The organism is Pseudomonas sp. NPDC089407, from assembly GCF_044900445.1.
GTDB lineage: Bacteria > Pseudomonadota > Gammaproteobacteria > Pseudomonadales > Pseudomonadaceae > Aquipseudomonas.
Genome location: NZ_JBJDNB010000047.1, coordinates 19,194 through 43,249, shown reverse-complemented (window position 1 = coordinate 43,249; position 24,056 = coordinate 19,194). Strand labels below are relative to the sequence as shown.

Below are 24,056 nucleotides of genomic sequence, written 5' to 3'. Positions count from 1 at the left end.
ATTAACGTTTGGCTACCGCATGCTGCACACACTGTTCATAGTACGTCTGCTTGATCGCCGCAGGCTTCAGCCTTGAACGGCTGTTATACGTCTGCTCGGTAATCCCGAACGCCGTCATGCGCATCCATGGCTTGGGGAATTTGCGCACCTGTAGCTTCTTGCGTGTGGCATACAGGGTTACCCCGGATAGCTTGGCCTGCTGGGCTTCACTGGCTATCTGCGCACCCCAGCCGCAGGTGTGGCGATCGTTCTGGCTCAGTGCCCTGGCCTGGGCGCCGAAAGCGAGCGTGGCCAGCAGGCAGCCGGTCGTCGTTGCTAGAAGTACGCGCATGTTGCTGTCCTAAGCATTTGAAGAAAAACGGAGTTTGCCTTCGCTTTCAGCGGTTGGGGGCCAGCAATTTGCCCTCAGGTCATGGCCATGCGCAACGCCGTGATGGCCGGCCAGCGCGGGCGTGCCCGGCACCTCAGGGTGGTTGATAAATACCGTACCGAGAGTATGTGATCGTACAACTGCTTGCGCTATGATGAGCGCTGTCTTCCAAGGTGAAATACAGGGCAATGACAGAGCAGCAGGTACAGGCAAGGACCCGGCGCAAGCCGCGCAGTCTGGCCCAGGAACTGGTCACGGTGCTGACCGAGCGTATTCGCAGTGGCCAGCTCAAGCGCGGCGACAAGCTGCCGACCGAATCGCAGATCATGGCCGAAGAGGGCGTCAGCCGCACGGTGGTGCGTGAGGCGATCTCGCGGCTGCAGGCCGCCGGGCAGGTCGAGACCCGTCATGGCATCGGTACCTTCGTGCTGGATGCGCCGGCTACCGGGGGCTTCCGTATCGACCCGGCGACCGTGGTCACCCTGCGTGAAGTGTTGGCGGTGCTGGAGTTGCGCATTGCCCTGGAGATCGAATCGGCCGGCCTGGCGGCACAGCGGCGCAGTGATGAAGCGCTGGCCGGCATGCGTGCGGCGCTGGACGAGCTCAACGAAGGTGCGGCGCACGCCACCGATGCGGTGTCGGCGGACTTCCAGTTCCACCTGCGCATCGCTCAGGCCAGTGGCAACCACTACTTCGCCGACATCATCAACCATCTGGGTACCAGCATCATCCCGCGTACCCGGCTGAATTCTGCGCGGTTGGCACATGATGACCAGGCGCATTACATGGGCCGGTTGATGCATGAGCATGAAGCAATCTACGAAGCCATCGCCCGGCGTGACAGTGAAGGGGCGAAAATGGCCATGCGCATGCACCTGAGCAACAGCCGCGAGCGCTTGCGCCAGGCGCACGAAGAGGCTGAGGCGCAAGGGGCCTGAGGTTGGGCCTAGGGGTTCATGCCGTGACTATTGCGGTGAGGCATAAATCGAGCGCCGCCCGCGCGGCGCTCGATCTCATAGGCGACGCATGCCTCGAGACAGACAAAAAAGGCCCTGTATGCAGAGCCTTTTTCGTACTCAGAGAGCGCTTTCACTCCACTGCCCATTCACCAACCGCCGCAGCCCCAGCGGGTTGCCGTCGCGCAGCGCCTCAGGCAGCAGCGCCTGAGGGTAGTTCTGGTAGCACACCGGGCGCAGGAAGCGGTCGATGGCCAGGGTGCCGACCGAGGTGCCACGCGCATCGGAGGTTGCCGGATACGGGCCGCCGTGGACCATGGCGTCACACACTTCCACACCGGTCGGGTAACCATTGACCAGAATCCGCCCGACTTTCTCTTCCAGCAGCGGCACCAGCCAGGCGAAAGCCTCAAGGTCCTCAGGCTCGCCGATCAGGGTAGCGGTCAACTGGCCACGCAGGCCGAGCAAGGCGGCGCGCAATTGATCGTTGTCCTGCACTTCCACGGCCACGGTGGTGGGGCCGAATACCTCTTCCTGCAGCAGCGGATCAGCCTCGATCAGCAAACGGGCATCGGCCTTGAACAACTGGGCACGGGCCTGGCTGCCTTCCTGAGCCTGGCCGGCCAAGTGCTCGATACCGGCATGACCGTGCAGATGCGCCAGCCCACCCACGTAGCTGCGCAGGCCGCCGGCATTGAGCATGGTCTGGCCGGCCTGTTGGTTCAGGTGTTGGCCCAGCTCGCTCAGTAGCTGGCTGTACTGGGGCGATTGCAGGCCGATCACCAGGCCCGGGTTGGTGCAGAATTGCCCGGCACCCATGCACACCGACCCGGCCAGCTCACGGCCAATGGCCTCGCCACGCTTGGCCAGTGCGCCGGGCAGGATGATCACCGGGTTGATGCTGGACATCTCGGCGAACACCGGGATCGGCTGGGGGCGCTCGGCGGCCATGCGGCACAGGGCATCGCCGCCTTTCAACGAACCGGTGAAACCAACCGCCTGGATGGCCGGGTGCTTGACCAGCCACTCGCCCACGCCGCCACCGAACACCATGTTGAACACACCGTTGGGCATGCCGGTACGCTCGGCGGCACGCACGATGGCGCAGCCAACCAGGTCGGCAGTGGCCATGTGGCCGCTGTGCGCCTTGAACACGACCGGGCAACCGGCGGCCAGTGCAGCAGCGGTATCGCCACCGGCAGTGGAGAAGGCCAGCGGGAAGTTGCTGGCACCGAACACCGCGACCGGGCCGACGCCAATGCGCATCTGGCGCAGGTCTACGCGGGGCAGCGGTTGGCGCTCAGGCAGGGCCAGGTCAATGCGCGCACCTAGGTAGTCGCCACGGCGCAGCACCTGGGCGAACAGGCGCATCTGGCCGCTGGTGCGGCCGCGCTCGCCCTGGATACGGGCAGCGGGCAGGGCGGTTTCACGGCAGACGATGGCGACGAAAGCATCGTCCAGTTCGTCCAGCTCGGCGGCGATGGCATCGAGGAACTCGGCGCGGCGCGCCGGGGCCAGCGCGCGGAACGCGGCGAAGGCGCTGGCAGCCGCCTTGGCGGCCTGGTCCACTTCGCTTTCGGTGGCCTGGGCAAAGCTGTAAGGCAGGGCTTCGCCGGTGCTGGCGTCCAGGCTCTGCAGGCGCTGTGCGCCAGCGGCACTGCGCTGGCCGGCGATGAAGTTGTGGCCGAGGATTTCAGGCATGGGGTGCTCCTGTAGAGGTAGGTGAAGGATGAATGCTTTATCAGCGGGCTTGCGCGAACCCTGTGGGAGCGGGTTCATCGAGGCGTCGAACCGCCGCGAACACCGGCAAAGCCGGTGCCAACCACCGAGTCGCCTGCTTCGCGGGTAAACCCGCTCCCACAGGGATTGCGACACGCTTGAAAATCGGGCAAGCCCCCGGCATCAGGTAATCGGTGCCGGGTTGAACAGGGTGATGTCGTTATGCAGCCGGTGCTGTTCGGCCCAGGTCTGCTTGCGGCCGCTGGCCACGTCCAGGTAGTAGTGGAACAGCTCCCAGCCCAGCTCTTCGATGCTCGAGCGGCCGCTGGCGATGCGCCCGGCGTCGATGTCGATCAGGTCAGGCCAGCGCTGGGCCAGTTCGCTGCGGGTGCATACCTTGACCACTGGCGCCATGGCCAGGCCGTATGGCGTGCCGCGGCCAGTGGTGAACACGTGCAGGTTCATGCCGGCAGCCAGCTGCAGGGTGCCGCAGACAAAGTCGCTGGCCGGGGTCGCGCAGAAGATCAGGCCTTTGCGGTTGACCCGCTCGCCCGGGCCGAGTACGCCCTGGATGGCACCACTGCCGGACTTGACGATCGAACCCAGCGACTTTTCGACGATGTTCGACAGGCCGCCTTTCTTGTTGCCCGGCGTGGTGTTGGCGCTGCGGTCGGCGGCGCCTTGCTGCAGGTAGCGGTCGTACCAGTCCATTTCGCGTACCAGCGCGTCGGCCACCGCCTGGTTTTCCGCGCGCGAAGTCAGCATGTAGATGGCGTCGCGAACCTCGGTCACTTCCGAGAACAGTACGGTGGCACCGGCACGCACCAGCAGGTCGGCGGCATACCCCAGCGCCGGGTTGGCGGTAATGCCCGAAAAGGCGTCGCTGCCACCGCATTGCATGCCGAGGATCAGCTCGCTGGCCGGCACGCTTTCGCGGCGACGCTGGTCGAGTTTCTTCAGGCGGGTTTCGGCCAGCTCCATGATCTGCTCGATCATTTCCACAAAGCCCAGGCTGGCGTCCTGCAGGCGGTACAGCCACGGGTCACTGAGATCTACCGACGGGTCGTTGTCGTGCATCACCTGGCCGGCCTGCAGCTTTTCGCAGCCCAGGCTGATGACCAGCGCTTCGCCGCCCAGGTTGGGGTTTCGCGCCAGGTTGCGCACGGTTCGGATCGGGATATAGGCGTCGCGGGCATTGATGGCCACGCCGCAGCCGTAGCTGTGGGTGATGGCTACCACGTCATCGACGTTGGGGTATTTGGGCAGCAGTTCGCTGCGGATGCGCTTGACCGCGTGTTCCAGCACGCCGGTCACGCACTGTACAGTGGTGGTGATGCCGAGGATATTGCGCGTGCCGACCGTGCCGTCGGCGTTGCGGTAGCCTTCGAAGGTGAAACCTTCCAGTGGCGGCAGTGGCTGTGGCACAGCATCGCAGCGCGGCAGGCTGTCCAGCTCCGGGGCAGCGGGCATCGCCAGTTGGCTTTCCTGTACCCAGCTGCCCTGGCGCAGGTCTTCCAGCGCATAACCGATGATTTGCCCGTAGCGGCGCACCGGCTCGCCCTTGGCGATGGTCACGGTGGCAACCTTGTGGCTTTGCGGCACGCCTTCGACCAGGGTCAGGCCGTCGGCAAAGCGGGCGCCTTCGCCCAGGCCGCCGTCGTTGACCACTACCACAACGTTGTCTTCGTCGTGCAGGCGGACGTAGCGGGGCGAGTCGGAATGTTCGATCAACTGCATGTTTGGGCCCTACTTGTCAGGTTCTCAGGCTTTTTGTACATCCGCCCGCACCGGACGAGCCGGCGCGGGCGTGTTCACTCAGTGACGCGAGCTGGCCAGTTCGCCGTTGGCGGCAGGCTCAGGCTGTGGCTTTGGGTCGTCGCGCAGTTCGATACGCTTGATCGGGCCGACGATCACCAGGTAGCTGAACACCGCTACCAGGGCGTTGGCGCCTACATAGACCAGTGCCCACTTGAACGAGCCGGTGGCGCTGATGATGTAGCCGATGACGATAGGCGTGGTAATCGAGGCGATGTTGCCGAAGGTGTTGAACAGGCCGCCCGAAAGGCCGGCGATCTGCTTCGGCGAGGTGTCTGCCACTACCGCCCAGCCCAGCGCGCCGATGCCTTTGCCGAAGAAGGCCAGGGTCATGAAACCGACCACCATCCACTCGGCGTCGACGTAGTTGCAGAACACCATGGTGGTCGACAACATCAGGCCGCACACGATCGGCAGCTTGCGCGAAAACGTCAGCGAGTTGCCACGGCGCAGCAGCCAGTCCGAGATTACCCCGCCCAGCACGCCGCCGATAAAGCCGCATACCGCCGGCAGCGAGGCGATGAAGCCGGCCTTGAGAATGGTCATGCCGCGTTCCTGCACCAGGTACACCGGGAACCAGGTGAGGAAGAAGTAGGTGATGGCGTTGATGCAGTACTGGCCCAGGTATACGCCCAGCAGCATGCGGCTGGTCAGCAGTTGCTTGATGTACCCCCATTTCGGGCCATCGTTGCCGCGCTTCTGGTCCATGTCGACCAGGCCGCCGTTCTGCTCGATATGTTCGAGTTCGTCCTGGCTGATGCGTGGGTGCTGGCGCGGGTTGTAGATGGTCTTCAGCCACACCATCGAGAAAATGATGCCCAGTGCGCCCATCACCACGAACACGTGCTCCCAGCCGAAGCTGAACACGATCCAGCCCATGATCGGTGCGAACAGGGCGGTGGCAAAGTATTGCGCGGAGTTGAAGATGGCCGAGGCGGTGCCGCGCTCCTGAGTCGGGAACCAGGCCGCGACGATACGGGCGTTACCCGGGAACGACGGGGCTTCGGCAAAGCCGACGAGGAAGCGCAGGGTGAACAGGGTCACGACTGCCCAAGCTACCGGAAGGCCGCCGACAAACCCCTGCAACAGGGTGAACAGCGACCAGGTGAAGATGCTGAAGGCGTAGACGTTCTTGGAACCGAAGCGATCGAGCAGCCAGCCACCAGGAATCTGGCCAGCCACGTAAGCCCATCCGAAGGCGGAGAAGATATAACCGAGGGTTACGGCGTCAATGCCGAGGTCTTTCTGCAGGCTGGAGCCTGCGATGGCGATGGTAGCGCGGTCGGCATAGTTGATCGTGGTCACCAGAAACAGCATGAACAGGATCAGGTAGCGCACATGCGTCTTTTTAGTCGCTTGCATGCTGGTTGTACTCCCACTAGTTATTTTTGTGCGGGCTCACGAATTGTAACCGGAGTGGGGCAGGCCCACTCCGGGCGCGGCATGTGGCAGGCCGCGGGCAGCGCTTACTGCGGGCCCATCTTGTCCATCAGCGCGGCGAGCATTTCGTACTCTTCGGCGGTGAGGTCGGTCAGCGGGGTACGCACCGGGCCTGCGTCGTAACCGGCAAGCTTGGCGCCGGCCTTGACGATGCTCACGGCATAGCCAGCCTTGCGGTTGCGGATGTCCAGGTATGGCAGGAAGAAATCGTCGATCAGCTTGGCCACGGCAGCGTGGTCGTCGCGGGCGATGGCGTTGTAGAAGTCCATGGCAGTCTTCGGTACGAAGTTGAACACCGCCGAGGAATAGACCGGTACGCCCAGGGCCTTGTAGGCAGCAGCATACACTTCGGCGGTTGGCAGGCCACCCAGGTAGCTGAAGCGATCGCCCAGGCGGCGGCGGATAGACACCATCAGCTCGATATCACCCAGGCCGTCCTTGTAGCCGATCAGGTTAGGGCAGCGTTCGGCCAGTTTTTCCAGCAGGTCGGCGTTCAGGCGGCAGACGTTGCGGTTGTACACCACCACGCCGATCTTCACCGATTTGCACACGGCTTCAACGTGGGCGGCAACACCGTCCTGGCTGGCTTCGGTCAGGTAGTGCGGCAGCAGCAGCAGGCCCTTGGCACCCAGGCGCTCGGCTTCTTGTGCATATTCGATGGCCTGGCGGGTGGAACCACCCACGCCGGCGAGGATCGGTACCGAGGTGGCGCAGGTGTCGACGGCGGTCTTGATGACCTGGCTGTATTCACTGGCGGCCAGGGAGAAGAACTCACCGGTGCCACCGGCGGCGAACAGGGCGCTGGCGCCATACGGGGCCAGCCATTCCAGGCGCTTGATATAGCCAGCCTGGTTGAAGTCGCCCTGGGCATTGAAGTCGGTGACCGGGAAAGACAGCAGGCCGTGGGAGAGGATGGATTTGAGTTCTTGTGGATTCATTGTTCTTGGCATCCTGTGGCGCTTGGGTGAAGGGTGTTGTCTTGCGTTGGAGGTAAGTTATCGTACAACTTGTGCGATGACTAGTCCCCTTGCCGAAAATTTTTGTGTGGGCGCACAGGTGATCGGTTCAAGGTTTGTGTTGGTGCAGATATCGAGCGCCGCCCGCGCGGCGCTTCGCGGCACAAGGCCGCTCCCACATCTGTTTCAGGCCAATTATTCCTGTGGCATAGGCGCGCGCACCCTTGGTGTACGGCAGCAGATTGAGGAACAGCAGGTGTACAACCCTCGATATCGAAGGGAACAAACAAGGCGGACAGAGGTGAAGTTCCAGGATGGACTGGCCCGAAACAGATGTGGGAGCGGCCTTGTGCCGCGAAGCGCCGCGCGGGCGGCGCTCGATCTCACAGGCGCAGAAAATCTAACGACAACCACTCGGAAGTCATCGTATCTCTTGAGGGAAAGGAAAAAAACGATCGCGGAGACAGGCACAAACCCGCCGCCCGATTCCACGGGAAGTGTTCTGGGACCAGCAGAGGGTGACCGGGGAAACGGGGGCGGCCTTGCGCCGCCCCGCGATCAAAGCAGAGGACACTGAGCGTCAGGCAGCGCGCTTGATCTGCGCCTTGCGTACCTGGGCGCGGCAGGCATCGCCGAATGCCTGGAAGATCCTGATCGAATCCGGGTTCTTCGCGGCTTGCCACTCGGGGTGCCACTGCACGGCGAACAGGAACGGCGAGATGCTTGGGGCGTGAATGGCTTCGACCAGGCCATCTTCGGCGTGGGCAATGGCCTCGATGCCGGCACCGAGCTTGTGCAGGCCCTGGCCATGCAGCGAGTTGACGCGGATCTCGTCGGTACCCAGGGTCTCACGCAGCCAGCTGCCCGGCTTGATCTTCACGCTGTGTACCTGTGCGTACTGCACCTCGACCGGGTCTTCCGGGTTTTCCCGGTGGTCGTTGAAACCTGGCTCGGCGTAGACCTTCTGGTAGATGTCGCCACCCAGCGCCACGTTGATTTCCTGCATGCCACGGCAAATACCGAAGATAGGCAGGCCACGCTTGAGCGCCGCCTTGACCAGCGGAATATCGAACAGGTCGCGGTCCTGGTCCTGGCCTTTGCCTGGGGTCTGGTTTTCCTGGCCGTAAAGGGCTGGGTCGATGTTGCTGCCAGCGCCGGTCAGGTAGACACCGTCGGCCATGTCCAGATAGGTCTCGAGGTCTTCAGTGCCACAGCAGGTGGGCACCAGCACCGGGACGCAATCGGAGAACTCGACCAGCGGGGTAATGTATTTGTGGGTCATGACCTGATAGTCATGGCCTTTGCGCTCTTGGCTGCCCATGGTCATCAGGACGACGGGTTTGCGCAGGGAAGGTTGCTTGTTGCCAATGTTGCTGTTGGACATATGTCACCTTGGGACAGGTTCAGCCTGTCGTTGTTGTGCAGGCGCACGGCGCGGGGCCTTGAGTGCTGCCTGTAGCCCCGAGCACTGCCGGCTCGTCGAGGTGACGATTCCGGTCGGGGCCTGTAGATAGCTTGCCAGAGCCGTTCGATATGTCAAACGACGCAAGCGGACTTTATAGCGGAGAATGCGCCGGTTTATGGGGCGTTAAACCGATGCGGGCCTGTGGCGGCGTGGGTTTGGCGGGGGGTAAGGTCAATAATATTTAACGATGCAGTTGGGTGTTTGCAGCGGTGCAATGAAGAGGTGCCTGTGCTGGCCTCTTCGCGGCGGTTCGACGCTTCGATGAACCGCCGCGAAGAGGCCGGCACAGGTTTCAATGCAGTATCTGCGCCAGGAACCCCTTGGCCCGCTCGGTCCGCGGCTGGTTGAAGAACACCTGCGGCGGGCTGTCCTCGATGATCTGCCCGCCCTCAAGGAACAACACCCGCTCGGCCACCTGCCGGGCAAAGCCCATTTCATGAGTAACGCAGAGCATGGTCATGCCCGTGCCGGCCAGTTGCACCAGCACATCCAGCACCTCGGCGACCATTTCCGGGTCCAACGCCGAAGTCGGTTCGTCAAACAGCATGATCCGCGGCTTCATGCAGAGTGCCCGGGCAATCGCCACGCGCTGCTGCTGGCCACCGGAAAGCTGGCTGGGGTATTTGTGCGCCTGGCTTTCGATGCCCACCTTCTTCAGGTACATGCGCGCCCGCTCCTCGGCGTCCTTGCGCGACAGCCCGCGCACGCTGGTAGGGGCCAGCAGGCAGTTGTCGAGCACGCTCATGTGCGGGAACAGGTTGAAGTGCTGGAACACCATGCCGATGTCGCTGCGCACCTGCGCCGCCTCGCGGCTGGTGGCCGCCAGGTCGATGCCGTCTACCTGGATACTGCCCTGTTGGGCGATTTCCAGGCGGTTGATGCAGCGGATCAGCGTCGACTTGCCCGAGCCGGACGGCCCGCACAGTACGATGCGTTCGCCTTCGCGCACCTGCAAGTCGATGTCGCGCAGCACGTGGAACGCGCCGTAGTGCTTGTTCAGGCCTTCGATGCGGATCAGCACCGGGCGCGGGTCGGGTTCGGGGGCAAGGGTGGCAAGGCTCAGTGGTGCGGTCATCTTGTTGTTCTCCCGCGTGGGTTCAGTCGAAACGGGTCGCGCTGTAGGGCGCGGGGTCGGTGAAGGGGCGTTCGCCGGTGACCAACTCGGCCAGCAGGCGGCCGCTGACCGGGCCCAGGGTGAGGCCGTGATGGGCATGGCCGAAGTTGAACCACAGCCCCGGGTGGCGCGGCGCCGGGCCGATCACAGGGCGCATGTCGGGCAGGCACGGGCGGCGGCCCAACCATGGCGTGTCGTCCAGGCGTTCACCCAGGGCCGGGAACAGCTTGCGCGCCAAGGCCTCGCAGCGGCCCAGCTGAATCTGGTTGCCCGGCGCGCTGGCGGTGTCGAACTCGATGCCTGTGGTCAGGCGCACACCGCGCGCCATCGGCGCCAGCACGTAGCCGCCCTGGGTGTCGCAGATCGAGTGCTCCAGCTGCGCGCCGTCACGGGTGCTGTAGTGCATGTGGTAGCCGCGCTTGATCGCCAGCGGGATCTGATAACCCAAGCCGCTGAACAGGTCGGCCGATTGCGGGCCAAGGCAGGCCACGACGTCGTCGGCAGTGATCGGGCCACGGCGGCTGTCGACCTGCCATTTGCCGTCAACCTGGCGCAGGCTGCGTGCATCACCATGCAGGAATTGCCCGCCGCGTTGCTGGAACAGGGCCGCATAGCCGCGGGTGAGGGCGCCGGGGTTGTTCACGGTCTTTGGGTCGAGCCAGTGAATGCCGCCGACCACGGTGGCGTCCAGCTGATGCTCACGGGCCTGCAGTTGCCCGCATTCCAGAATCTCAAACTGCAGGCCGTAGCGGCTCAGGCCCTTGGCATCGACCTTGGCCTGCTCGAACAGCGCCGGGTCGCGGAATACCTCGATCCAGCCTTTGGCCTGCACCAGCCCTTCAAGGCCAGCCGCCGCAATCAATGCGTCGTGTTCTTCGACGCAGCGCTGCACCAGCGGCAGCATGTCGGCGGCAGCGCCGGCCAGGCGCCCGGGGGCCGATTGACGCCAGTAGCGCCACAACCAGGGGGCGGCCTTGGGCAGGTGCGCGAGGTTGTAGCGCACATCAGGCTGGCGGTTCAGGCCGTAGCGCAGCAGCGCACCGAATTGCCGCGGGAAGGCATAGGGGATAACGCTGGAGCGCTCGATCAGCCCGGCGTTACCGTGGCTGGTGCCGCTGCCCGGTTCATCGCGGTCGATCAGGGTTACCTGGCGCCCGCGGGCCTGCAGGTGCAGGGCGGTGCTGACGCCGACGATGCCGGCGCCGAGGACAAGGGTCTGGCAATGCATGGAACGTATCCTTCGGTCAGTTCAGGTGGCGGCCCAGGCGGGCTTCCAGGTGTTTCAGCAGGCGCCGCACCAGCTCGACGATCACCAGGTAGAGCACGGCGGCCCACAGGTAGATCTGGAAGTCGAAGCTGCGCGAGAAGGCCAGTTTGGTTACGCCCATCAGGTCGTAGATGGTCACCAGCGAAGCAATCGCGCTGGCCTTGATCATCAGGATCAGTTCGTTGCCCAGCGGGCCAATCGCTACCAGCAGCGACTGCGGCAGGATCACCTTGAAGAAGGTGGTCGAACGCTTCAGGTTCAGTGCCCGCGCCGCTTCATGCTGGCCTGGGGCAACGGCCATCAGGCTGCCGCGGAAGATCTCGGCCTGGTAGGCCGCGGTGTTCAGGGTGAACGCCAGCAAGGTGCAGAACCACGCCTCGCGGAAGAACCACCACAGGCCGACGTCCTGCCAAAAGCCTTTCAGCGAGCCCAGGCCGTAGTACAGCAGAAACAGTTGGGCCAGCAGCGGCGAGCCACGGAAGAAATACACGTAGCCCGCGGCCATGCGCTGCAGCAGCACGCTGCGTGACATGCGCGCTAGGGCCAGCAACAGGCCGAGCACTGCCCCCAGGCTGAAGGAAATGGCCACCAGCTTGGCGGTTACCAGCAGGCCGTCGAGGAAGCGCGGGCCGTAGCGCTCCAGCAGGTCGGGGTCGAGCACCAGCGCCAGCAGTTGATCGAGGCTCATGCGCGTGCTCCTTGCAGGTGGCGGTTACTGCGTCGCTCGATGTAGGCGAACACGCGCCCTGACAGCGCGGCGAACAGCAGGTAGCCCAGGCAGGCGACGCCATAGAAGAACATTGGCTCTTTGGTCACGCTGACCGCCAGGTTGGTCTGGCGCATCAGGTCGACCAGCGAAATGGTCGACACCAGCGAAGTGTCCTTGAGCAGCGACAGCCAGTTGTTGGACAGGCCGGGCAGGGCGATGCGGGTCAGTTGTGGCAGCACAACCTTGAAAAAGCCGGTGCGCTTGTTCAGGCCCAGTGCCGAGCAGGCTTCCAGCTGGCCCTTGGGCAGTGTCTTGAAGGCCGCCAGCCAGATTTCGCTGGAGAACGCGGCAAACACCAGGCTGAAGGCGATCATGGCAGCGAGGAAAGTGTTGATCAGGAACTCACCTTCATAGCCCACGGCGGCAAGGATCTTCTGCGCGGCGATCTGGCAGCCGTAATAGATGATCAGCAGCGTCAGCAGTTCTGGCAGGCCGCGGAACACGGTGGAGAAGGTGGTGGCCCAGGCCCGTGGCAGGCGTTTGCGCGAGCGCGCCGCCAGGGCGACCAGCAGGCCCAGTGGCAGGCCGATGGGTAGGCAGGCCAGGGCCAGCGAAACGGTAACCAGCGCGCCGGCCAGCAACGCCTGGCCCCAGCCTCCGCTGGCGAAGGACAGCAAGGACAATTGATCGAGCATGACGAACCCCTAAGATGGGCAACGCGGTCTCTTTGTAGGAGCGGCCTTGTGTCGCGATTGGGGTGCGGAGCAGCCCCAGGATGTATGCCGCGGCACAGATTGCAGGGGGCCGCTTTGCGACCCTATCGCGACACAAGGCCGCTCCTACAGGGATTGCGCAGTTTCCAGAAGGTCAGTTGTAGATATCGAAAGCAAAGTACTTGCTGGCGATCTTCTGGTAGGTGCCGTTGGCCACGATCTGTTGCAGCGCGGTATTCAGGCGCTGGCGCAGGGCTTCATCGTCCTTGCGTACGGCAATGGCGGCATCGGCCTTGGTCTCGGCCACGTCGCCGAGGATCTTGCAGCAGTCGCCGCCGTTCTTGCTCATCCATTCGTGCAGCGGGAACTTGTCGGCAATCACCCCGTCCAGGCGGCCGGCGGCAAGGTCGGCGTTGGCTTCGTCCATGGTCGGGTACAGCTTCACGTCGGCACCGGCCTTGCCGTACACATCTTCGGCATAAATGGCTTGGGTGGACGACGACTGGGCGCCGACGGTGTAGCCGACAAAGTCGGTCTGGGCGCTGTCGATCTTGCTGTCCTTGGCCACAGCAACGGTCAGCGGGGTGCGGTAGTAATGGTCGGTGAAGGCGATTTTCTTGCGCCGCTCTTCGGTGTCGATCATCGACGCCACCACTGCGTCGTATTTGCGCGCCATCAGCGCCGGGATGATACCTTCCCAGTCCTGGGCCACCAGCGTGCACTCGACTTTCATCTGTTCGCACAGGGCATGGGTGATATCGATGTCGAAGCCGTGCAACTGGTTATTGGCATCGACATAGTTGAAGGGCGGGTAGGCACCCTCGGTGGCGAAGCGCAGGGTTTCGGCACTGGCGGCACCCGCCAGCAGCAGGGCGCACGCACCCACCAAGGCCATGGACTTGTTCATCTCGCACCTCATTGCACTCTTGCTATTGTTGTTTGCCCGCCGACCACGAGGTGTAGCCGACGAATTCGTTATGTAGAGCGGCAGTCGCTTCCAAGCGTTTTTCAACATCCGGTCCGAGCTTCTTGCAGACCTCGTTGACCATCAGGTGCACCCAGGACAGCATCGCCGAGGTGGATTCCCAGAACAGATTGAACTCGGTGGGGATGCGGAACACCTCGTCGGCATTGGCATCGGCCCAGTCACAGAAGGTATCGGTCACCAGGGTGACCGCAATGCCAGCCGCGCGCGCCTTCTGGCACAGCATCAGGGCGTGGCGGGAGTAGCGGCGTGCCTCGAACACCACCAGGGCGCTGTCTTCGGCGCGGCCCAGCAGCACTTCGCCGAAGTGCCCGGCACTGAGGTCGACCCGTTGCACGCCATCGCGCAGGTACTGCAGCAGGTGGCTCATGCACATGGCCACGCCGCGCTCGGTCTGAAAACCGGCGACAAACACCCGCGGCTTGCTCGCCAGGCGTTGCGCCACGCTGTGCCAGGCCGGGCTCTGGCGGTATTCGTGCACGCGCACCAGGGCGGCGATTTCCAGTTCCAGGCTGCCCCCGTTGTCGCTGGCGTCCTGGCTCTGGCGGTAGTCCTGCAAGCGGTCACCGACCAGCCATGGGCCATCGCCCAGGTCGTTCTGCAGGTCTTGCTTAAGTGCCTTGAGATGGGCATAACCCAGTGAGCGGCAGAAGCGCCCGACACTGGATTCGCTGACGCCCAGCTTGGCAGCAATGCTGGCCGATGTCTGGAACGGCAATTCGTGCAGGTTGGCGAGCATGTAGGTGGCGATCTTGCGGCCCGAGGCAGCGGCCCCTTCGAGGCTGTTTTCCAGGCGTTGCTTGATCGGTTGGCTCATGCTGCGGCTCCAGGTAAGGCTTGGGAAGAAAATGAATGTTTTCTGTCATCAAGTCAACAATTGACAGATTGCTGTCACATGCAGGAAAGTTTTTGTCGTTGCAACGCTGCAGCCACTCCAAAATCAACAAGGAGCTTCAGATGTCCGCACCGTCCACCAGCACCGTCGTGCGCGTGCCTTTCACCGAGCTGCAGGGCCTGTTGCAGGCCATTTTCCAGCGCCATGGTTGCAGCGACAGCGTGGCCCGTGTGCTGGCCTACAACTGCGCCAGCGCCCAGCGTGATGGCGCCCACAGCCATGGGGTGTTCCGTATGCCCGGCTATGTTTCGACCCTGGCCAGCGGCTGGGTCGATGGCAAGGCCACGCCAACAGTCAGCGATGTGGCTGCCGGCTATGTTTCAGTCGACGCTGCCGGCGGCTTTGCCCAGCCAGCGTTGGCTGCGGCCCGCGCCCTGCTGGTAGCCAAGGCCCGCAATGCCGGTATTGCCGTGCTGGCGATCCATAACTCGCACCACTTCGCGGCGCTTTGGCCGGATGTGGAGCCCTTCGCCGATGAAGGCCTGGTGGCACTGAGCGTGGTCAACAGCATGACCTGCGTAGTGCCCCATGGGGCACGCAAGCCGCTGTTTGGTACCAACCCGATCGCCTTTGCGGCGCCTTGCGCTGAACATGACCCGATCGTCTTCGACATGGCCACCAGCGCCATGGCCCACGGCGACGTACAGATTGCCGCGCGTGCCGGCCAGCAGTTGCCGGAAGGCATGGGCGTGGATGCCAATGGTGAGCCGACCACCGAGCCCAAGGCGATTCTGGAAGGGGGCGCTTTGCTGCCATTTGGCGGGCACAAGGGCTCGGCGCTATCGATGATGGTCGAGTTGCTGGCAGCAGCGCTGACTGGCGGTAATTTCTCCTGGGAGTTCGACTGGTCCGGGCATCCGGGGGCGAAGACGCCGTGGACCGGGCAGTTGATCATCGTCATCGACCCGAGCAAGGCCGAGGGCGAGCGCTTTGCCCAGCGCAGCCGCGCGCTGGTGGAGCAGATGCAGGCGGTGGGGCTGACGCGCATGCCGGGTGAGCGGCGCTATCGTGAGCGGGAAGTGGCCGAGGAGGAGGGGGTGGCAGTGACCGAGCAGGAGTTGCAGGGCCTGAAAGCGTTGCTTGGCTGACTGCCATGCGCTCCTGGAAGCCCTGCGCGGTCTGTGTAGGAGCGGCCTTGTGTCGCGATGGGCCGCAAAGCGGCCCCAGGATTTCAGTGCAGGTGCACATGTTGCTGGGGCTGCTGCGCAGCCCTTTCGCGACACAAGGCCGCTCCTACAAGGCCAGGCAGGCTACAGATAATCTGGCCATGCAATGTTGCATAGACAACCTTGCACAATAGTGGATGTTCCTGAGCCCGCTCTCCGGGTATGCTCAGGGCTGACTTTTCGTACCGTCCTGATCCAAGGAGCTGCACGCTGTGTTCAAACATGTCGATGCCTATGCCGGCGACCCGATCCTCTCGTTGATGGAAACCTTCAAGGCCGACCCGCGCGCCGACAAGGTCAACCTGAGCATCGGCCTGTATTACGATGAAGCCGGCGTGGTGCCGCAACTGGCAGCGGTGGATGCGGTAGAAAAACGCATCGCAGGTCACGACCATGAAGCCTCCCTGTACCTGCCGATGGAAGGCCTGGCCAGCTATCGCGAGGCGATCCAGGCGCTGCTGTTCGGTGCCGACCACCCGGCGGTGACCGGCGGCCGTGTTGCCACCGTACAGACCGTGGGCGGCTCCGGCGCCCTGAAAGTCGGTGCCGACTTCCTCAAGCGCTACTTCCCGCAGTCCGAAGTCTGGGTCAGCAACCCGACCTGGGACAACCACCGTGCCATCTTCGAAGGTGCCGGTTTCAAGGTACACACCTACCCGTACTTCGACCAGACCACCCGTGGCGTCGACTTCGACGGCATGCTGGCCACCCTGCAGACCCTGCCGGCCAACAGTGTGGTGCTGCTGCACCCCTGCTGCCACAACCCCACCGGCGCCGACCTGGAACAACACCAGTGGCAACAAGTGGTTGAAGTGGTCAAGGCCCGCCAACTTATCCCGTTCCTCGACATCGCCTACCAGGGCTTTGCCGAAGGCTTGGTGGAAGACGCCTACGCCATCCGCGAAATGGCCCGCGCCGGCGTGCCGTGCCTGGTCAGCAACTCGTTCTCGAAAATCTTCTCGCTGTATGGTGAACGCGTAGGCGGCCTGTCGGTGGTCTGCGATGACGCCGCCACCGCGCAGAGCGTGCTCGGCCAGCTCAAGGCCACCGTACGCCGCAACTACTCCAGCCCGCCCAACTTCGGTGCTCAGCTGGTGGCTGGCGTGCTCGGCGATGCCGGCCTGAATGCCCAGTGGGCCGAGGAAGTCGAAGTGATGCGCAAGCGTATCCTCGACATGCGCCAAGCGCTGGTCGATGCCCTGGCCGTGCTGCTGCCAGGTCAGGACTTCCAGTTCTTCCTGCGCCAGCGCGGCATGTTCAGCTACACCGGCTTCAGCGTTGAGCAGGTGCGTCGCCTGCGTGACGAGTTCGGCGTGTACCTGATCGACAGCGGCCGCGTCTGCATGTCCGGCCTGCGCCCGGCCAACCTGCAACGGGTTGCCGAAGCATTCGCTGCCGTTCAGAAGTAAGACCGTGCGGGGCCGCTTTGCGGCCCAATCGCCGGCAAGCCAGCTCCCACAGGAACAGCGCATGGCCCAAGTGGTCGCGGTCGGTGTGGGAGCCGGCTTGCCGGCGATTGGGCTGCAAAGCAGCCCCCAATGACAACCTGCTTGTAAAGACAAGTGCAACCGCCCCTCGGAAAAGGGCTTCGCAAGTGCAACCTTTCCGTGCACAATCCGGCCCCTCTTTTCCGGTTGAGTTGGGCGATCGCACTATTTCGCCATTCTCAGCCTGTTGCAGTCTTGCGAGTGGAGCTTCACCCGGAATGAATGAGCAGGCCCCAAGCGTTGAGCAACGCTTTGCAGAATCGACCCCCGCCACCCTCGGCAGCTGGGCGCGTCACGACACCACCTGGATGCTGGGCCTGTTCGGCACAGCCATCGGCGCCGGCACGCTGTTCCTGCCGATCAACGCCGGCCTTGGCGGCTTCTGGCCGCTGCTGATCCTGGCCGCGCTGGCCTTCCCGATGACCTATTTCGCCCACCGCGGGCTGACCCGTTTCGTCCTGTCCGGGCGCAATGGCGGCGACATCACCGAGGTGGTCAAGGAGCACTTCGGCAGCAACGCCGGTGCCGCGATCACCGTGCTGTACTTCTTCGCCATCTTCCCGATCCTGCTGATCTACAGCGTGGCGCTGACCAACACGGTGTCCAGCTTCATCGAGCACCAGCTGCACCTGCAGCCGCCGCCACGCATCATCCTGTCGTTCGTGCTGATCCTCGGCCTGCTGGCCATCGTGCGCTGCGGCGAGCAGGCCACAGTCAAGGTCATGAGCCTGCTGGTGTACCCGTTCATCGTCGCCCTGGCGCTGCTGGGCCTGTACCTGGTGCCGCACTGGACCGGCGGCATCCTCGACAGCGCCACCCAGGTGCCGCCGGCTTCGGCCTTCCTGCACACCCTATGGCTGGCCATTCCAGTGATGGTGTTCTCCTTCAACCACTCGCCGATCATCTCGGCCTTTGCCGTTGACCAGAAGCGCCGTTACGGCGAGCACGCCGACGAGCGCAGCGGCCAGATCCTGCGCCGTGCCCACTTGCTGATGGTGGTGATGGTGCTGTTCTTCGTGTTCAGCTGCGTGCTCACCCTGAGCAGCGCCCAGCTGGCGGAAGCCAAGGCGCAGAACCTGTCGATCCTGTCGTACCTGGCCAACCACTTCAGCAACCCGACCATCGCGTTCGCCGCGCCGCTGATCGCCTTCGTGGCCATCGCCAAGTCGTTCCTCGGCCACTACATTGGTGCCAGCGAAGGCCTCAAGGGCATTATCGCCAAGACCGGCGCGCGCCCGGGTGCCAAGGCCCTGGACCGCGTGGTTGCCGCGCTGATGCTGGTGGTGTGCTGGATCGTCGCCACCCTGAACCCGAGCATCCTCGGCATGATCGAGTCGCTGGGCGGCCCGATTCTGGCGGTGCTGCTGTTCCTGATGCCGATGTACGCCATTCGCCGTGTACCGTCGATGCGCAAGTACAGCGGTGCAGCGTCCAACGTGTTCGTGGTGGTGGTCGGCCTGGTTGCGCTGACCTCCGTGGTGTACGGCCTGCTAGGCTGATTCGCCGCTCTCTATAAGAGTGCCCGGGTTGCTTGTAGCCACTCGGGCATTTTTTTGTCCACAGAAACTGTCAGGTAATGCAACAATTTCAATTCCCCCATAGGCACCCGGCCGCCTTCATGCTTAACTCGGTGTCCTTTTCAAACCTCGCATAAGGATTTCGTCATGGCTCAAGTGACTCTCAAAGGCAACCCGGTCCAGGTTAACGGCAACCTGCCACAGGCCGGCGCCCAGGCTCCGGCTTTCTCCCTGGTAGGTGAAGGCCTGGCTGACAAGTCGCTGAAAGACTACGCCGGCAAGCGCAAGGTGCTGAACATCTTCCCAAGCGTCGACACTCCGACCTGCGCCACTTCGGTACGCAAGTTCAACGCCCAGGCCAACGATGTCGCCAACACCGTGGTGCTGTGCATCTCGGCTGACCTGCCGTTTGCCCAAGCCCGCTTCTGCGGTGCTGAAGGCCTGGAAAACGTGAAGAACCTGTCGACCCTGCGTGGCCGCGAGTTCCTCGAAAACTACGGCGTAGCCATCGCCGACGGCCCGCTGGCCGGCTTGGCCGCCCGCGCCGTGGTGGTGCTGGACGAGAATGACAAGGTGCTGCACAGCGAACTGGTTGGCGAAATTGCTGACGAGCCGAACTACGATGCGGCGCTGGCTGTACTGAAGTAAGGGTTGCGTGGAGCAGGGCGGGCGTCTTTAGCCTGTGCCGGCCCTATCGCCGGCAAGCCAGCTCCCACAGGTACAGCGCTATTCTCTAGACCTGTGATGTACTTGTGGGAGCTGGCTTGCCGGCGATAGGGCCAGCACAGGCAACGGAAACCTTTTAGTCCTCCGCCGCTCCAAGCAACACCCTGTAACGGCCCGGAACACGTTCCGGGCCGTTTTCATTTAAAATTCCGTGTCTTGGCAACGTCAGGCAAAGGTAAACCTCTGGTAAAGCCTCTTTGCTAAAACGATGCCAGTGCTTATCGTTCACCCTCCCAAGTCGTCATTTCGAACAAGGTTCGTTCAACCCATGCAAGCGTCCAATTCCCGTTCCCCCCGTCGCTGGCTCGTCGGCCTGCTGATCCTGCTGCTGGTGGCGGCCCTCGCCTGGTGGCTGTGGCCTGCAGCGACGCCTGTGCATAAAGAAGCCAGTGGCGGGCGCGGCGGTAAAGGCATGGGCATGGGCGGCCGCCCGGGCTTCGGCGGCTCCACCGACCCGGTGCCGGTACGCGTCGAACCGGTAAAGGTTGGCGACTTCCCGCTGTATTACAAAGCCCTGGGCACGGTCACGGCGACCAACACGGTCAACGTGCGCAGCCGCGTGGCTGGCGAGCTGGTGAAAATTCACTTCAAGGAAGGCCAGCAGGTCAAGGCTGGCGACCTGCTCGCTGAAATCGACCCACGTACCTACCAGATTGCCTTGCAGCAAGCAGAAGGCACGCTGGCGCAGAACCAGGCACAACTGAAAAACGCCCAGGTCGACCTGGCCCGTTACAAAGGCCTGTTCGCGGAAGACAGCATCGCCAAGCAAACCCTCGACACCGCTGAAGCGCAGGTGGCGCAGTTCCAGGGCCTGGTCAAGACTAACCAGGCACAGGTCAACGACGCCCGTCTCAATCTGGACTTCACCAAAATACGCGCGCCGATCAATGGCCGCGTGGGCCTGCGCCAACTAGACCTGGGTAACCTGGTGGCTGCCAACGACACTACCGCCCTGGTAGTGATTACCCAGACCGAGCCGATCAGCGTCGCCTTTACCTTGCCGGAAACCGAACTGAGCACCGTGCTGGAACGCTACCGCAGTGGTGCCAGCCTGCCGGTCGAGGCGTGGGACCGCAGCGACAGCAAGCTGCAGTCCAGCGGTGTGTTGGGTAGCATCGACAACCAGATCGACACAACCACCGGCACCCTGAAGTTCAAGGGCCGCTTCGAGAACAAGGACCAGGCGCTGTTCCCCAACCAGTTCGTCAATGTGCGCTTGCTGGCCGATACCCTCAAACAAGTGGTCATGGCCCCGGCAGCGGCCATCCAGTTCGGCAACGACGGCACCTTCGCCTACGTGGTCAACGCCGAGAACACGGTCAACGTGCGCAAGCTCAAGGTCGGCGCCAGCGATGGCGAGAACAGTGTCATACTCGACGGCCTGAAGGCCGGCGACCGCCTGGTGCTTGAAGGCACCGACCGCCTGCGTGAAGGTACCAAGGTGGAAGTGGTCGAAGACAGCTCGCAAGTGCCGACCACCCCCGGCCAGCACCTGCAAGGCCAGGATGCCAAGGGCTCTGCGCAAACCGGTGAAGCAGCAGGCAAGGCGGGCGCATGAACCTCTCGCGCCTGTTCATCCTGCGGCCGGTCGCCACCACGCTGAGCATGCTGGCCATCGTCCTGGCCGGCCTGATCGCCTACAAGCTGCTGCCGGTGTCCGCCTTGCCACAGGTGGATTACCCGACCATCCGCGTCATGACCTTGTACCCTGGCGCCAGCCCGCAGGTAATGACCAGCGCCGTCACCGCGCCGCTGGAACGCCAGTTCGGCCAGATGCCCGGCTTGGAGCAAATGGCCTCGACCAGCTCCGGCGGTGCGTCGGTGCTGACCCTGCGCTTCAACCTCGACATGAACATGGACGTGGCCGAGCAACAGGTGCAGGCCGCGATCAACGCCGCCAGCAACCTGTTGCCCAGCGACCTGCCGGCGCCACCGGTGTACAACAAGGTCAACCCGGCCGATACCCCGGTGCTGACCCTGGCCATCTCCAGCAAGACCATGCCGCTGCCCAAACTCAACGATCTGGTCGACACCCGCGTGGCGCAGAAGCTCGCACAGATCAGTGGCGTGGGCATGGTCAGCATTGCCGGTGGCCAGCGCCAGGCAGTGCGGATCAAGGTCAACGTCGATGCCCTGGCGGCCAACGGCCTGAACCTGGATGACGTGCGCACCTTGATCGGCGCCTCCAACGTCAACCAGCCCAAGGGCAACTTCGACGGCCCCACCCGCGTGTCGATGCTCGATGCCAACGACCAGCTGCGTTCCCCCGAGGAATACGCCAACCTGATCCTGGCCTACAACAACGGTGCACCGCTGCGCCTGAAGGACGTGGCAGAAATCGTCGACGGCGCGGAGAACGAGCGCCTGGCCGCCTGGGCCAACGAAAACCACGCCGTACTGCTGAACATCCAGCGCCAACCCGGCGCCAATGTGATCGAAGTGGTCGACCGCATCAAGGACCTGCTGCCGTCGATCACCGACAACCTGCCAGCCGGCCTTGACGTCTTGGTACTCACCGACCGCACCCAGACCATTCGCGCCGCAGTGAAGGACGTGCAGCATGAACTGTTGATCGCCATCGTCCTGGTGGTCATGGTCACGTTCGTCTTCCTGCGCCGCTTCAGCGCCACCCTCATTCCGTCGATTGCCGTACCGCTGTCGCTGATCGGCACCTTTGGGGTGATGTACCTGGCCGGTTTCTCGGTCAACAACCTGACGCTGATGGCCCTGACCATCGCCACCGGCTTTGTGGTCGACGACGCCATCGTCATGCTGGAGAACATTTCCCGCCACATCGAAGAGGGCGAGACGCCCATGCAGGCCGCGCTCAAGGGCGCCCGGCAGATCGGCTTCACCCTGATTTCGCTGACCTTCTCGCTGATTGCAGTACTGATCCCGCTGCTGTTCATGGCCGACGTGGTCGGCCGCCTGTTCCGCGAATTCGCCATCACCCTGGCGGTGGCTATCCTGATTTCCCTGGTGGTGTCGCTGACCCTGACGCCGATGATGTGCGCGCGCCTGCTCAAGCGTGAACCCAAGGAAGAAGAACAAGGCCGCTTCTACCGCGCCAGTGGCGCCTGGATCGACTGGCTGATCAAGCACTACGGCAGCGCCCTGCAATGGGTACTCAAGCACCAGCCACTGACCCTGATGGTGGCAGTGGCGAGCCTGGCGCTCACGGTATTCCTGTACATGGTGGTGCCCAAGGGCTTCTTCCCGGTGCAGGACACCGGGGTTATCCAGGGCATCTCCGAAGCCCCGCAGTCCACCTCGTTCGCCGCCATGAGCGAGCGCCAGCAGGCGCTGAGCAAGGTGATCCTGCAGGACCCGGCGGTACAGAGCCTGTCGTCCTACATCGGTGTGGATGGCGATAACGCCACGCTCAACAGCGGCCGCCTGCTGATCAACCTCAAGCCCCATGGCGAGCGCGATGTCACTGCCGGCGAAGTCATCAGCCGCCTGCAGCCACAGGTCGACAAGCTGGTCGGTATCCGCCTGTTCATGCAACCGGTGCAGGACCTTAGCATCGAAGACCGCGTCAGCCGTACCCAGTACCAGTTCAGCCTGTCGTCGCCGGATGCCGACCTGCTGGCGCAATGGAGCGGCAAGCTGGTGCAGGCGCTACAACAGCGCCCGGAACTGGCCGACGTGGCCAGCGACCTGCAGGACAAGGGCCTGCAGGTGTACCTGGTGGTCGACCGTGACATGGCCAGCCGCCTGGGCATTACCGTGGCGCAGATCACCAACGCCCTGTACGACGCCTTTGGCCAGCGGCAGATCTCGACCATTTACACCCAGGCCAGCCAGTACCGCGTGGTGCTGCAGGCCAAGGATGCAGCGGTCATCGGCCCGCAAGCGCTGGAGTCGATCCACGTCAAGGCCACCGATGGCGGCCAGGTGCGCCTGTCGGCCCTGGCGCGTATCGAGCAGCGCCAGGCGCAACTGGCCATTTCCCACATTGGCCAGTTCCCGGCAGTGACCATGTCCTTCAACCTGGCCCACGGCGCGTCGCTGGGCGAGGCGGTGCAAGTGATCGAGCAGGTACAAAAGGACATCGGCATGCCGCTGGGCGTGCAGACCCGCTTCCAGGGTGCGGCAGAGGCCTTCCAGGCCTCGTTGTCGAGCACCTTGCTGCTGATCCTGGCCGCGGTGGTGACCATGTACATCGTGCTGGGCGTGCTGTACGAAAGCTACATCCACCCGGTAACCATTCTCTCGACTTTGCCATCGGCAGCGGTTGGCGCCTTGTTGGCCTTGCTCATCAGCGGTAACGACCTGGGCATGATCGCCATCATCGGTATCATTTTGCTGATCGGTATCGTCAAGAAGAACGCGATCATGATGATCGACTTCGCCCTTGAGGCCGAGCGGCACCAGGGCATGAGCCCGCGTGATGCCATCTACCAGGCGGCGCTGCTGCGCTTCCGGCCGATCCTGATGACCACCCTGGCCGCGCTGTTTGGCGCAGTGCCGCTGATGCTCGCCACCGGCTCCGGTGCCGAGCTGCGCCAGCCGCTGGGCCTGGTGATGGTCGGTGGGCTGCTGGTCAGCCAGGTACTGACCCTGTTCACCACCCCGGTCATCTACCTGTACTTCGACCGCCTGGCACGTCGTTTTGGTAAACAGGGCTTGTCGGAGGAGCTTGCATGAGTGGCCTCAAGCGTCAAGCTGCAAGCTGCAAGCTGATGGGTGTGTACCCTGAGTTCGTGCACGTTCACATTCCCACTTGTAGCTTGCAGCTTACCGCTTGGAGCTA

Annotated in this window: 19 protein-coding genes; 7 read left to right on the top strand and 12 right to left on the bottom strand. The window is 63.5% G+C overall.

The genetic code is table 11. The features are described from left to right. Position 1: 1 nt before the first annotated feature. Positions 2 to 331, bottom strand: a complete 330-nt coding sequence (locus ACI2KG_RS26795; RefSeq protein WP_201204830.1) for a hypothetical protein — start codon at positions 329 to 331, stop codon at positions 2 to 4. A gap of 227 nt (positions 332 to 558) precedes the next feature. On the opposite strand from ACI2KG_RS26795, the gene ACI2KG_RS26790 reads away from it, so the two are divergent. Beyond that, positions 559 to 1,308: a FadR/GntR family transcriptional regulator gene (locus tag ACI2KG_RS26790; protein WP_400622741.1), complete on the top strand. Its 750-nt coding sequence runs from the start codon at positions 559 to 561 to the stop codon at positions 1,306 to 1,308. A 138-nt stretch (positions 1,309 to 1,446) separates the two neighbouring features. Here ACI2KG_RS26790 and ACI2KG_RS26785 read toward each other — a convergent pair whose 3' ends face one another. The 11 genes from ACI2KG_RS26785 to ACI2KG_RS26735 all read right to left on the bottom strand — a co-directional run bounded on the left by ACI2KG_RS26785 (position 1,447) and on the right by ACI2KG_RS26735 (position 14,326). After that, positions 1,447 to 3,027, bottom strand: a complete 1,581-nt coding sequence (locus tag ACI2KG_RS26785) for an aldehyde dehydrogenase (NADP(+)) (protein ID WP_404663933.1) — start codon at positions 3,025 to 3,027, stop codon at positions 1,447 to 1,449. 201 nt (positions 3,028 to 3,228) lie between these two features. After that, positions 3,229 to 4,782, bottom strand: coding sequence for a galactarate dehydratase (gene garD / locus ACI2KG_RS26780; RefSeq protein WP_404663932.1), 1,554 nt, complete (start codon positions 4,780 to 4,782; stop codon positions 3,229 to 3,231). Positions 4,783 to 4,860: 78 nt separating this feature from the next. Beyond that, positions 4,861 to 6,222, bottom strand: a complete 1,362-nt coding sequence (locus ACI2KG_RS26775) for an MFS transporter (RefSeq protein WP_404663931.1) — start codon at positions 6,220 to 6,222, stop codon at positions 4,861 to 4,863. A gap of 104 nt (positions 6,223 to 6,326) precedes the next feature. Further along, on the bottom strand, positions 6,327 to 7,238 hold the full coding sequence (kdgD, locus tag ACI2KG_RS26770) for a 5-dehydro-4-deoxyglucarate dehydratase (protein ID WP_201204802.1): 912 nt from the start codon (positions 7,236 to 7,238) through the stop codon (positions 6,327 to 6,329). Positions 7,239 to 7,836: 598 nt separating this feature from the next. After that, entirely contained in the window at positions 7,837 to 8,640 is an 804-nt protein-coding gene (locus ACI2KG_RS26765; RefSeq protein ID WP_404663930.1) for a gamma-glutamyl-gamma-aminobutyrate hydrolase family protein, read from the bottom strand. A gap of 373 nt (positions 8,641 to 9,013) precedes the next feature. Then, positions 9,014 to 9,796 (bottom strand): amino acid ABC transporter ATP-binding protein, encoded by a 783-nt coding sequence (locus tag ACI2KG_RS26760; protein ID WP_346646368.1) that lies wholly within the window; start codon positions 9,794 to 9,796, stop codon positions 9,014 to 9,016. Positions 9,797 to 9,818: 22 nt separating this feature from the next. Continuing rightward, positions 9,819 to 11,063: an FAD-dependent oxidoreductase gene (locus ACI2KG_RS26755; protein WP_400622730.1), complete on the bottom strand. Its 1,245-nt coding sequence runs from the start codon at positions 11,061 to 11,063 to the stop codon at positions 9,819 to 9,821. Positions 11,064 to 11,079: 16 nt separating this feature from the next. Further along, positions 11,080 to 11,790 (bottom strand): ABC transporter permease, encoded by a 711-nt coding sequence (locus ACI2KG_RS26750; RefSeq protein WP_400622728.1) that lies wholly within the window; start codon positions 11,788 to 11,790, stop codon positions 11,080 to 11,082. After that, positions 11,787 to 12,506 (bottom strand): ABC transporter permease, encoded by a 720-nt coding sequence (locus ACI2KG_RS26745; protein WP_404663929.1) that lies wholly within the window; start codon positions 12,504 to 12,506, stop codon positions 11,787 to 11,789. The genes ACI2KG_RS26750 and ACI2KG_RS26745 overlap by 4 nt, the downstream gene beginning before the upstream one ends. A gap of 172 nt (positions 12,507 to 12,678) precedes the next feature. Further along, entirely contained in the window at positions 12,679 to 13,431 is a 753-nt protein-coding gene (locus ACI2KG_RS26740; RefSeq protein ID WP_201205438.1) for a transporter substrate-binding domain-containing protein, read from the bottom strand. 22 nt (positions 13,432 to 13,453) lie between these two features. Further along, complete coding sequence (locus ACI2KG_RS26735) at positions 13,454 to 14,326, bottom strand: MurR/RpiR family transcriptional regulator (RefSeq protein WP_400622724.1); 873 nt, start codon at positions 14,324 to 14,326, stop codon at positions 13,454 to 13,456. A gap of 140 nt (positions 14,327 to 14,466) precedes the next feature. On the opposite strand from ACI2KG_RS26735, the gene ACI2KG_RS26730 reads away from it, so the two are divergent. From ACI2KG_RS26730 to ACI2KG_RS26705, 6 genes are all read left to right on the top strand, one after another. Next, positions 14,467 to 15,492 (top strand): Ldh family oxidoreductase, encoded by a 1,026-nt coding sequence (locus tag ACI2KG_RS26730; RefSeq protein ID WP_404663928.1) that lies wholly within the window; start codon positions 14,467 to 14,469, stop codon positions 15,490 to 15,492. A 290-nt stretch (positions 15,493 to 15,782) separates the two neighbouring features. Then, the gene (locus tag ACI2KG_RS26725) at positions 15,783 to 16,979 is read left to right on the top strand and encodes an aromatic amino acid transaminase (RefSeq protein WP_404663927.1); all 1,197 of its coding nucleotides are present in this window, start codon (positions 15,783 to 15,785) and stop codon (positions 16,977 to 16,979) included. Between the two features lie 296 nt (positions 16,980 to 17,275). Then, positions 17,276 to 18,556 (top strand): serine/threonine transporter, encoded by a 1,281-nt coding sequence (locus tag ACI2KG_RS26720; protein ID WP_404663926.1) that lies wholly within the window; start codon positions 17,276 to 17,278, stop codon positions 18,554 to 18,556. Between the two features lie 165 nt (positions 18,557 to 18,721). Next, entirely contained in the window at positions 18,722 to 19,222 is a 501-nt protein-coding gene (tpx, locus tag ACI2KG_RS26715; protein ID WP_110744138.1) for a thiol peroxidase, read from the top strand. A 346-nt stretch (positions 19,223 to 19,568) separates the two neighbouring features. Beyond that, positions 19,569 to 20,858 (top strand): MdtA/MuxA family multidrug efflux RND transporter periplasmic adaptor subunit, encoded by a 1,290-nt coding sequence (locus tag ACI2KG_RS26710; RefSeq protein WP_400622714.1) that lies wholly within the window; start codon positions 19,569 to 19,571, stop codon positions 20,856 to 20,858. After that, complete coding sequence (locus ACI2KG_RS26705; RefSeq protein ID WP_404663925.1) at positions 20,855 to 23,950, top strand: MdtB/MuxB family multidrug efflux RND transporter permease subunit; 3,096 nt, start codon at positions 20,855 to 20,857, stop codon at positions 23,948 to 23,950. The genes ACI2KG_RS26710 and ACI2KG_RS26705 overlap by 4 nt, the downstream gene beginning before the upstream one ends. Positions 23,951 to 24,056 lie beyond the last annotated feature (106 nt).